The organism is Peptacetobacter hominis (genome assembly GCF_006861675.1).
Classification (GTDB): Bacteria; Bacillota; Clostridia; order Peptostreptococcales; family Peptostreptococcaceae; genus Peptacetobacter; species Peptacetobacter hominis.
Genome location: NZ_SGJB01000011.1, coordinates 1 through 11,644, shown reverse-complemented (window position 1 = coordinate 11,644; position 11,644 = coordinate 1). Strand labels below are relative to the sequence as shown.

11 protein-coding genes are annotated in these 11,644 nt (G+C 32.4%); 9 read left to right on the top strand and 2 right to left on the bottom strand.

Annotated elements, in window-relative coordinates; genetic code table 11:
* Window positions 1-61 precede the first annotated feature (61 nt).
* From EXD82_RS06810 to EXD82_RS06800, 3 genes are all read left to right on the top strand, one after another.
* The gene (locus EXD82_RS06810; protein WP_142536170.1) at window positions 62-505 is read left to right on the top strand and encodes a DUF523 domain-containing protein; all 444 of its coding nucleotides are present in this window, start codon (window positions 62-64) and stop codon (window positions 503-505) included.
* A 150-nt stretch (window positions 506-655) separates the two neighbouring features.
* Window positions 656-2,353, top strand: coding sequence for an arginine--tRNA ligase (gene argS / locus EXD82_RS06805; RefSeq protein ID WP_142536169.1), 1,698 nt, complete (start codon window positions 656-658; stop codon window positions 2,351-2,353).
* Window positions 2,354-2,423: 70 nt separating this feature from the next.
* Complete coding sequence (locus tag EXD82_RS06800) at window positions 2,424-3,341, top strand: hypothetical protein (RefSeq protein WP_142536168.1); 918 nt, start codon at window positions 2,424-2,426, stop codon at window positions 3,339-3,341.
* Between the two features lie 41 nt (window positions 3,342-3,382).
* Here the strand turns inward: EXD82_RS06800 and EXD82_RS06795 are convergent, their stop codons facing one another.
* On the bottom strand, window positions 3,383-3,592 hold the full coding sequence (locus EXD82_RS06795; RefSeq protein ID WP_142536167.1) for a hypothetical protein: 210 nt from the start codon (window positions 3,590-3,592) through the stop codon (window positions 3,383-3,385).
* Window positions 3,593-3,712: 120 nt separating this feature from the next.
* On the opposite strand from EXD82_RS06795, the gene EXD82_RS06790 reads away from it, so the two are divergent.
* The 4 genes from EXD82_RS06790 (at window position 3,713) to EXD82_RS06775 (ending at window position 9,409) form a co-directional block, all read left to right on the top strand.
* Window positions 3,713-5,461: a B12-binding domain-containing radical SAM protein gene (locus EXD82_RS06790; RefSeq protein ID WP_142536166.1), complete on the top strand. Its 1,749-nt coding sequence runs from the start codon at window positions 3,713-3,715 to the stop codon at window positions 5,459-5,461.
* 20 nt (window positions 5,462-5,481) lie between these two features.
* Window positions 5,482-6,627 carry a tetratricopeptide repeat protein gene (locus EXD82_RS06785; RefSeq protein WP_142536165.1) on the top strand — a complete coding sequence of 382 codons (1,146 nt, stop codon included), beginning with the start codon at window positions 5,482-5,484 and terminating at the stop codon, window positions 6,625-6,627.
* Window positions 6,628-6,704: 77 nt separating this feature from the next.
* Window positions 6,705-7,619 carry a bifunctional enoyl-CoA hydratase/phosphate acetyltransferase gene (locus tag EXD82_RS06780; RefSeq protein WP_142536164.1) on the top strand — a complete coding sequence of 305 codons (915 nt, stop codon included), beginning with the start codon at window positions 6,705-6,707 and terminating at the stop codon, window positions 7,617-7,619.
* A 113-nt stretch (window positions 7,620-7,732) separates the two neighbouring features.
* Window positions 7,733-9,409 (top strand): formate--tetrahydrofolate ligase, encoded by a 1,677-nt coding sequence (locus EXD82_RS06775; RefSeq protein WP_142536163.1) that lies wholly within the window; start codon window positions 7,733-7,735, stop codon window positions 9,407-9,409.
* Window positions 9,410-9,478: 69 nt separating this feature from the next.
* On the opposite strand, the gene EXD82_RS06770 is transcribed toward EXD82_RS06775, so the two are convergent.
* Entirely contained in the window at window positions 9,479-10,381 is a 903-nt protein-coding gene (locus EXD82_RS06770; protein WP_142536162.1) for a DMT family transporter, read from the bottom strand.
* A 153-nt stretch (window positions 10,382-10,534) separates the two neighbouring features.
* On the opposite strand from EXD82_RS06770, the gene EXD82_RS06765 reads away from it, so the two are divergent.
* Together EXD82_RS06765 and EXD82_RS06760 are read left to right on the top strand one after the other, a co-directional pair.
* Complete coding sequence (locus tag EXD82_RS06765; RefSeq protein ID WP_142536161.1) at window positions 10,535-11,035, top strand: YcxB family protein; 501 nt, start codon at window positions 10,535-10,537, stop codon at window positions 11,033-11,035.
* Window positions 11,036-11,050: 15 nt separating this feature from the next.
* Window positions 11,051-11,563 carry a YcxB family protein gene (locus EXD82_RS06760; RefSeq protein WP_142536160.1) on the top strand — a complete coding sequence of 171 codons (513 nt, stop codon included), beginning with the start codon at window positions 11,051-11,053 and terminating at the stop codon, window positions 11,561-11,563.
* The last annotated feature ends 81 nt before the right edge of the window (window positions 11,564-11,644 follow it).

Genomic DNA, 11,644 nt, shown 5'->3' with positions numbered 1-11,644 from the left:
CTTTATTATGAATAAATGAATATAATATAAAAAACATATAGATTAAAAAGGAGTGAGTTATATGATAGCAGTATCAGCATGTTTACTTGGTATAGACTGTAAATACAGTGGCGGAAATAACAGAAATGAAAAGGTGATTGAATTTGTAAAGGATAAACCGTTTATAGCAATATGCCCGGAACAGATGGGAGGTCTTTGTACACCAAGAAATCCATCTGAGATAAAAGGTGGAAGAGGAGAAGATGTACTTGATAAAAAAGCTACTGTAATATCAAATACAGGTTCAGATGTAACGGAGAATTTTGTAAAAGGAGCAGTAGAATCGTTTAAACTTGCTGAATTATCAGGAGTTGATATGGCAATACTAAAGAATGGAAGCCCATCATGTGGAAGCAGTAGAATATATGATGGATCTTTTTCTGGTGTAAAAATATCCGGAGAAGGGGTAACAACAGCTCTTTTCAGGAAAAATGGAATAAAAGTTATAAGCGAAGATGATATATAAAATAAAAAATTCATAAATACCTTAAATATCTTGAAAAATGCTCCGTTTTGGGTTAACATTAAAGGATAGTGTTAGTATAGATGATATAAAATCGTGAATTATGTCATAAAATAAATTAAAGTTAAAAAATTATGAACGGAGGACTGAAAAATGGACTTTAAATTAGAAGTTGCATCAGCGTTAAAAGAAAAAATTGAAGACCTTTCGCTTGAAGAAATACAGGGTCTTATAGAAATACCACCTAACAAGGAAATGGGGGATTATGCGTTCCCTTGCTTTAAACTTGCAAAGGTGTTCAGAAAGGCTCCTAATATGATAGCTGAAGATATAGCATCACAGATAGAACCATCAGGAGCTATATCTAAAGTTGTTCAGCTTGGGGGATACGTAAACTTTTTTGTAAATAAATCTCAGTTTGCAGAGGTTGTAATAAAAAGAGTTCTTGAAGAAAAGGAAAATTACGGAAGAAGCGATCTTGGAAAAGACAAGACTGTAGTAATAGACTTCTCTTCTCCTAATATAGCAAAACCATTCCATATAGGACATATAAGAACAACAGTTATAGGTAATGCTCTTTATAAAATATACGATTCACAGGGATATGATACTGTAAGAATAAACCACCTTGGTGACTATGGAACTCAGTTCGGGAAATTAATAGTTGCATTTAAGTTATGGGGAAGCAAGGAAGCTGTAGAGGCAAATCCTATACCGGAACTTCTTAAACTTTATGTAAGATTCCATGAAGAGGCTGAAGAAAAACCTGAAATGGAAGATGAAGCAAGAATGTGGTTTACAAAACTTGAAAGCGGAGACGAAGAAGCAAAGGCTTTATGGCAGTGGTTCAGAGATGAGAGCCTTAAGGAATTCTCAAGAGTTTACGATCTTCTTGATATAGAATTTGATTCATATGCGGGAGAAAGTTTCTACTCAGATAAGATGGACAGAGTAATAGATATGATAAAAGAAAAAGGTCTTCTTGAAGAGTCTGAAGGAACTAATATAGTAAACCTTGAAAAATTCAACCTTACACCTGCCCTTATAACTAAGAAAGACGGTTCAACTCTTTATATGACAAGAGACCTTGCTGCAGCTATATACAGAAAAGAAACATATAATTTTGATAAATGTATATATGTAGTTGGATCACAGCAGGCACTTCACTTCCAGCAGCTGTTCAAAGTACTTGAACTTATGGGATTTGATTGGGCGAAAGATCTTGTACACGTTCCATTTGGTATGGTTGCACTTGAAAGTGGAACAATGTCTACAAGAAAAGGTAGAGTAGTCTTCCTTGAGGATGTTTTAAGACAGGCTATAGAAAAAACAAAAGAAATAATACTTTCTAAAAATCCTGATGCACAGAATGTAGATGAGATAGCAAAACAGGTTGGAGTAGGTGCTGTAGTATTCCAGGAACTATCAAACAGTAGAATAAAAGACTACACATTCTCTTGGGACAAGACTTTAAGTTTTGATGGAGAAACTGGACCATATGTACAGTACACTCATGCAAGATGTTGTGCAGTTCTTAGAAAAGCAGGAGAAGAAGTTACTTCAGATATAGATTTCAACCTTATATCAGATGAGGATAGTGCAGAGGTTATAAAGGTTATAGAATCATTCAACAAATGTATACTTGCTTCTATGAAAAAGAACGAGCCACATATTGTTACAAGATTTGTTCTTGACCTTGCTCAGGCATTCAATAAATTCTATCATGACAACCCAATACTTGTAGATGATGCAGAGCTTAGAAAAGCAAGACTTGCACTTGTTGAAGCTACAAGACAGTCTATAGAAAACGGACTGAGACTTCTTGGAATGCACGCTCCACAGAAGATGTAGTACAGGTAATTCCAGGAGAGGTTTTATTTACACCTCTCCTTTTTTGATAAAAATCTATTAACAGGGTGATATGATGTCTTTAAAAGATGAGATAATAAAAAAAGCATATATAAAATCATATAAAATAGAAAACAGTATGCTTAAGTACTTTATTACGATAACTACAAAATGTCTTGTTGATGACGGAAAACAGAGATATGTATATATAGATGAAAACAGATTCAGAGATGAACTAAGATACTACAAATATTATGGAAATATGGACAGAAACACAAATTTTTTGAATGCATCAATACCTCTTATACTTTCAAATAACAGTATAGAAAAAAGTACAGATAATGTTTATAATCTTATGTTTAAATATGCATCTTTTATGAAATGTGGTGCATATCGGTATGGATTAGCAGCTGTTATTTATAATGAAGTTATACACGCAATAATTGAGGATAAGGGGATAAGTTATGAGGATATTTTTTCTATAATTAAAAGTAAAATTATAGAATTCAATCCATCTGTGGATAAAAGCGAAACTGTAAAATTTCAGATGTATAGAATAGGAATTATTTCTTCTATTGATAACTACATAAAAGGCGAAACCGATGAAAAAAGAGATCCTGTTATTGACTTATTCAATGTGCTTTACGATATATATGTAGAAGAAAGAGAATGCTGTGATGATGGTATGAAATCCATAAAAAATACTATTATGTCCATTCTTGATACTGAAGAATATGAAAATAATGATGGATTTATTGAGTCTATGGGAGACTACCTTATAAAAATAAAAAATTATAAACTGAATAAGAAGTTTTATGGAATGGAAGCAAATCCATTGGGACTTATAAATCTTAGTGAAGGAGAGGAATTCAATGATCCTATCCTCAATAGGATAAGAATTCTTTCAAAGACAATGGATGGTAGTATACTTAATATAAAAATTGGATCAAAGTCAGGAGAATATAATTTCAGATTTATGAAGAAAGCATAAAAAACGGCAGACATATTTGTCCGCCGCTGGATGTAAAGATTTTAAAGCTTTTCAATATATGATTCTATATATTCAATGAATTCCTCCTCAGAAACCTCCGCTAAAAAGCATAGTTCGTTTACAATATTGTTTCTGAGATTTTTAAAAACATCTAATTGAGTATGTTCGTGTGTATACTCAAGTGCTTTTATTATAACAAGAAGATCCTGTACAGACAGGGAATCGAGTGATACAGAGTCGAATCTTTCCATGAATAAGTCCTTTCCGAAATCATTATTTTGTAGATAAATTTAAAAATTTCAAAAAATTATATTTACAATAATATAATAATAAAACAGTACAAAAAATACAAGTCATAGGGGAGTGATAACTTGAAAATACTTTTAACAACTCTTAATTCAAAGTTTATACATACAAACCTGGCTATAAGATACATAAAAGAATGTTCAAAAGATATACGGGATATAGAGCTTAAGGAATATACAATAAATAACCAGATGGATTTTATATTAAAGGAAATATACAGAGGAGGATATGATGCTGTATTTTTCTCTGTATATATCTGGAATGTTGAAGATATCCTAAGACTATGCAGAAATCTTAAATCAGTAAAACCAGATATGATAATAGGTCTTGGTGGACCTGAAGTAAGTTATGACAGTGAAAAACTTATGAAAAAATATCCTTTTATAGATTACATTATGTATGGTGAAGGTGAGATTACATTCAGAGAACTGTGTATGATGTTCAGAAATGAAAAAGATATAAAAGATATAAAAGGTATAGTATATAGAGACGGCGAAAATATACATGTAAATGATGAAAGACCTCTTATAGAAAATCTGGATATAATACCTAGTCCATATGATAATATGAATCCTGAAGAATATAAAAATAGAATAGTGTATTATGAATCTTCAAGAGGATGTCCATTTAACTGTCAGTACTGTCTTTCTTCAGCTATAAAAGGGCTGAGATATTTCAGTATTGAAAGAATAAAAAAAGATTTGAAAAATCTTATTGAAGCAGAAGTTGCGCAGATAAAATTCATAGATAGAACATTCAACGCAAAGAAAAAAACTGCTATGGAGATAATGAGTTTTCTAATGGAAAATGACAATGGATTTACGACATATCATTTTGAGGTTACAGCCCATCTTATAGATGATGAAATGCTTGAATTCCTGAAAAATTGTAAACCGGGGCTTTTCCAGTTTGAAATAGGTGTTCAGTCTACCGATCCATTTGTGCTTGAAGCATGTGGTAGAAAGGACAACTTTGAAAGACTATCAAATGTTGTAAAGCAGATAGAATCATACAAAAATATACATCAGCATCTGGATCTTATAGCTGGACTTCCATATGAAAATTATAGAGGATTTGAAAAATCATTCAATGATGTGTACAGGCTTGGAATAGAGCAGCTTCAGCTTGGATTTCTGAAGATGATAAAAGGAACGGGAATAAGAAAAACAGCAGATATGCATGACTTTAGATATAAGAATTATCCTCCATATGAAGTACTATCAAATAGATATATATCATACGATGAAATATTGAAGCTTAAAGATATAGAGGAAATGGTGGAGAGATACTACAACTCAGGTAATTTTTCACTTTCAATAAAATATCTGGTGGAAAAATTCTATATGGATTCACCGTTCAGATTTTATGAGGAATTCTCTGAGTTTTATAATTCCAGAGGATATTTTTCTGTATCTCAGGGAAGAAATGAAAACTACAGGATACTTCTTGAATTCTATGAAGAAAAAATTGGAATGAATGTAGAACTTTTCAGAGATATGCTTAAATTTGATTATGTATCTACTGGAAAGACATCAAATGTTCCTTCTTTTATGGTGAGAAATTATCCGGATGACTTCAAAAACAGATGTCATATATTCCTTCAGGAAGATGAAAATGTAAAAAAATATATACCTAAGTATGAAGGTATACCTGCCAAAAATATAATAAAAAATGTTCGGTTTGAACCATTCAGATATGATGTTAAAAATTATAATTTAAATGAAGAACCTCTTGAAAATGAATGTGTATATATGTTTGATTATAATATTTCAAAGATATTTGAGAAATCTCATTCATTTAAGGTTGAGATATAAATTTTGAAAGGAGATTTGAGATGAAATATAGAATAGAAAAATATCTTCTTAAAAAAACTGACGAGCTTGCATTTATAAAGCTTAAATCAGATGGAGAATTTAAAATAGAGGGATATACAATTCCTGAAGGCGGACTTGACGTACCTATAAAGAATGAAGTTCTTGTAAAAGGAATAAAAGAAAAAACAGCTCAGGATGGTCTGAACTCAATGTCTATAGCCGATGCAATGATTTATATAAACGGTATAGATTCTACATTCAGATATGGAGAAGAATATAATAAATTTATAGATGCACTTTCTAAAAATCTTAAACTTGATTTGAAATCATATATGGGATATATGTCAAACAAGTATTTTGATATAGGTGAATATACAGATGCTCTTATATATATGAAAGCTCTTATAAGTAGATATCCGGATGATGTAAATGGACTTTATCACTATGCGATAATATGTCAGCAGATAGCAGAGCAGTATAAAAAGGATGAGGATTCAAAAGGTGTAAATGAATTTTTGCTTGATGCACTTGAAAAACTGGAAAAAGCGGTAGAACTTGATCCAGGTTTTGCACCTGCATACTATCAGCTGGGATATCATTACTACAATCAGGGACAGTTTATAAAGGCAAAACTTACATGGGAAGAAGCTATGAAACTTGGACTTGATGAGGATATAATGGCTGAAGTTCAGGATAATATAGGTAAAATGGATTACAAGGTTCAGTATGAAGAGGGGTATACTCTTGTTCTTTCAGGAAAAGCTGAACAGGGGGTAGAAAAACTTCTTCCACTTGAAGAGGAGTACCCTGACTGGTGGAATCTTCTGTTTATGATAGCACTTGGATATAAACAGATGGCAGACAATGAAACCGCAAGAAAGTATTTTGAAAAAATACTTATAATAAGACCTACACAGGTTGATACACTTGTAGAGATGGGACTTCTTGAAGCAGAAAACTTTAATCTTGAAGGTGCTATAGAGTATTTTGAGAAGGCTGCTAAAATAAGAAAAGATGATCCTGAAATACTATGCAATCTTGGAATGGCATATCTTAACAATGGCAATATAGATGATGCAGGTTATTATATAGAAAGAGCATACGAAATAGATCCAATGGATGAAATAACAAATGCATGCCTTAGAGAAGTGAACAAATACAGATAGAGACACAAATAAAACAGCAGTATAATAATATATATTGCTGTTTTTGAATATATATATGTTTTATGGGGGTGGATTCTTTGATAAAAAGACTTGACGATATTATTGAAGAGCTTAAAAAATCTGAAAATCCTGTTGTTCTTACAGTGGCAGCAGCACAGGATGAAGAAGTTATGACGGCTGTAAAAGATGCTTATGAAAAGAATATAATAAAGCCGGTTCTTATAGGTGATGAGGAAAAAATAAGAAAAATAGCCTCTAATATAGGATTCTGTATAGACAATGTCGAAATAATAAACAAAACAGAACTGAAGGATGCAGCTGAGGAAGCTGTAAAAATGGTAGCTGATGGCAAAGCTGATTTTGTAATGAAGGGAATACTGGATACTTCTATAATTCTAAAAGAAGTGTTAAACAAAGAATACGGACTTAGAACAGACAGCCTTTTAAGTCATGTTATGATTTATGAACTTCCTTCTTATAAAAAACTTCTTATACTTACTGATGGCGGTATGAATATAAATCCGGATTTTGAACAGAAGAAAAAGATAATAAGAAATAGTATAGAGGCAGCAAAATCACTTGGAATAGAAAAAGTAAAAGTTGCATGTCTCGCAGCAAAAGAAAAAGTGAATGAAAAAATGCCTGCTACTGTAGATGCGGATATGCTTAAAAAGTTCTCTGAAGAGGGTGGATTCGGTGAAGGTGCGATAGTAGAAGGTCCAATAGCATTTGACCTTGCAGTATCTGAAGATGCATGTAGAATAAAGGGTTACAAAAGTGAAGTAGGTGGAGATGCGGATATACTTCTTGTTCCGAACATAGAAACAGGTAATGGAATCGGTAAGTCATTTACATATATGGGAAATGCAAAGTCTGCCGGTATAATAATGGGAGCTAAAGCACCAGTTGTTCTAGTATCCAGAGCAGATACTCATGAATCTAAACTTTACTCAATAGCTTATGGAGCGCTTATATCAAAAATGAACAAATAAGAATGTTTTTACGAAAAATATTGAAATCATTCGTGTTTTTGGATATAATTTAATTAAGGATATAAAAAAATTTATATTAATATATTAAAAATAAGAGTCTGGAGGAGATTGTAATGGGATTTAAATCTGATATCGAAATAGCACAGGAAGCAAAACCACTTGATATAAGAGAGGTAGCAAAAAAAGCAGGTCTATCTGAAGACGATATAGAGCTTTATGGTAAATATAAAGCAAAAGTAGACTACAACCTTCTTAAAAAGGATACAGGTAAGAAAGCAAAACTTATACTTGCAACTGCAATAAACCCTACACCAGCAGGTGAAGGAAAAACAACTACAACAATAGGGGTTGCAGATGCATTTTCAAGACTTGGTAAAAATGCACTTGTTGCACTTAGAGAGCCATCACTTGGACCTGTATTTGGTATAAAAGGTGGAGCTGCCGGTGGAGGATATGCACAGGTTGTTCCTATGGAGGATATAAACCTTCATTTTACAGGAGATTTCCATGCAATAGGAGCAGCAAACAACCTTCTTGCTGCAATGCTTGACAACCATATACATCAGGGAAATGCTCTTAATATAGACATAAGAAGCATAACTTGGAGAAGATGTGTCGACATGAACGACAGACAGCTTAGAAATATAGTAGACGGTCTTGGAAGAAGAGTAGACGGTGTGACAAGAGAAGACGGATTTGATATAACAGTTGCATCAGAAGTAATGGCTGCTTTCTGCCTTGCAAATGATATAGCTGATCTTAAGGAAAGATTAGGAGACATAGTTGTTGCATATAACATGGAAGGTAATCCTGTAACAGCAAGAGAACTTAAGGCAAACGGAGCTATGGCAGCACTTTTAAAAGATGCTCTAAAACCAAACCTTGTGCAGACATTAGAAGGAACACCTGCATTTGTTCATGGTGGACCATTTGCAAATATAGCTCATGGATGTAACTCTGTAATAGCTACAAAAATGGCAATGCACTTTGCCGATTATGTAATAACAGAAGCAGGATTCGGAGCTGACCTTGGAGCAGAAAAATTCATAGATATAAAATGCAGAAAAGCTGGAATAAAACCAGATGCAGTAATAATAGTTGCAACTGTAAGAGCGCTTAAATACAACGGTGGAGTTGCAAAAGACGCATTAAACGAAGAAAATCTTGAAGCTCTTGAAAAAGGACTTCCAAACCTTCTTAAACATGTAGAAAATATAACTCAGGTATTCGGATTACCTGCAGTTGTTGCAATAAACAGATTCCCATTTGACACTGAAGCTGAGCTTAAACTTGTTGAAGATAAGTGCAAAGAGCTTGGTGTAAATGTAGCATTATCAGAAGTATGGGCAAAAGGTGGAGAAGGTGGAATCGAAGTAGCAAAAGAAGTTCTTAGACTTATAGATGAAGAAGAAAATAACTTCAAATACTGCTACGATGAAGAGCTTTCAATAAAAGAAAAAATAAACGCAATAGCTACAAAAGTATATGGAGCTGATGGAGTAAACTATACAAAAGAAGCAGACAAGGAAATAGCAAGACTTGAAAGACTTGGATTTGGAAATCTTCCAATATGTATGGCAAAAACTCAGTATTCACTTACTGATGATCAGACAATACTTGGAAGACCTGAAGGATTCACAATAACTGTAAGAGATCTTACTGTTTCAGCAGGAGCCGGATTTATAGTTGCGCTTACTGGAGCTATAATGAAGATGCCTGGACTTCCAAAAGCACCTGCAGCTGAGAGAATAGATGTAGATGAAAATGGAGTAATATCAGGATTATTCTAGTAAAATCAAAAGTATAAAATTAAAGGGATATTATATCATTGAACTGATGTAATGTCCCTTTTTGTATATCTAATTAAATATTTTTTCAAAATCAATTTCATTTATAAAAGCAAACATAAGAATAATACCTCCACCAATAAGCTGATATAATGTAACCGATTCTCCAAGTACAAATACAGAAACCAAAACTGCAACAAGTGGATCTATATAACTTAAAATAGCCGCCTGTTGACCTCTTAGTTTTGAAAGAGAAGAAAAATGAAAATAATAGGTTATTCCTGTATTTATAAATCCAAGTATCATAAGCGATATAAGTCCGGTTTTATCTATAGTTAAAATGCTGAATCCACATGTAAATGAAACATATGGTATGAGAACTACAGCAGCAGACAAAAATTGTATTGCTGTTTTTACTGTATTTTCTATTTCACCTGTGATCTTGTTTATCATAACATTTATTGCGTAGAAACATGCAGCTCCAATACCGAACATTATTCCTATAAAATCAGAACTTTTCCGTCCTCCACTTACACCTACAATCATAAGAAGTCCTGCAGTTGATGCTATAAAACATATAATATGCTTAATGGTAAGTTTCTCTTTCAGAAAAATACTGCTTGCAGCAACTACAAGTGTAGGAGCAAAATATTCACAGAGTGTAGTAAGTGCAACACTTGTATATTTATATGCCTCAAAGAAGAAAATCCAGTTGAATGCAAGAGCTGCACCTGATAGAAAAAGCCAGTGAAGTTTAGGGATTGAATGCTTAATATATTTTTTTCGTCCTGTAAGGAAAATAACAACAGACATTGAACATAGTGCAAGAATAGCTCTGAAACATGCTATTTCTGCAGAGGGGAGAGAAATTCTTTTTGCAAACAGACCTGTTGTACCGAATAGAGTCATGGCAATTATAATTTCAATTCTTCCAATAGACTCAATACTTAATTTTTCTTTGAATAATGATTTCATAGAATTCCCTCCTTATATAGCATTATATTTATATCAATATTATATATTACAGGAGAGAGTCGATAAATAAAAATAGAATATCTTCTAAAATAAATATCAAATATACTCAACATCATGTTATAATATTTAGTATATTTAAAGGGGAGTGGAATTATGACAATTAAGACAAGAAATGAAATAACTGAAAAAGATATGATTGAAGCTATGAAAATAGGTATACCAAGGATATATACAATAGTATGTGATTTTCTTGCATTCATGTGTGCTATATTCGGAATATCAGGACTTAAAAATGGTGATATTTCTTCAGGAGTAATAGGTATAATAATTGCGGCGATTATACTTCGGTGGAGATACAAATTCATGCCTGAAAAAGCAGGAAAAAAACAGTACGCTAATAAAAAAGCGATGATAGGTGATAAGCCGATGGTTCAGAATCTTAATTTCTTTAATAATCATGCGGAACTTATAAGCAGTAATTCTCAGATGATAAAGTTAAAGTATTCTGATATAAAAATGATAAAAGAAACAAAGGATTTAGTATTAATAATATTTGGAAGAAATGTTGTCATGATGGTAAAGAAAAATGGATTTATCGAGGGTACATTAGATGACTTATGGGAAAGACTTACACCTTTTGTAGAAAATAAATAGGCAAGGAGAAATGCAATGGGAAAAGCAGAAATAATAAAAGCTAGAAATACTAGCATAATAACAAAAGAAGATTATATTGAATCAGTAAAACTTTCTACAGATAGAAAGAAAAAGAACAGATGTGTAATTTTAAGTATAATAATACTTTTCCTTGGGATATATGGAGAAGTAACGAATACAGTTATGCTTGGATGGTTATTTGCAGCTTTTGGAGTTGTAATGATAGCATGGGAACTTTTTATATCTTATCCGGTAATAGGGGGTAAAAGTTATAAAAAGGCTCTTGAAGTAAATGGAGGAAAAGAAATAACTATAAAAGTTGATTTCTATAAAGACCATCTTGAGATGAAAAATGCAAGTGGAAAAACTTCTCTTAAATATAAAAAGATAAAAAGAGTGGGAAAAGGAAATAATGTTGTAATACTTATATTCAGTGATGAACTTGCGGTTACATTTAAAAAAGATTCATTTACTTTCGGAAGTTTTGAAGATGTGGAAGCAGTAATAGAAAAAGCGAGAGAAAGATAAAAATGGGGCTGTCGCATTAATATTTTATTAGTGCGATAGCCCTTATTTTTTTGAAAAAATATAATAAAAAATCACCTTCTA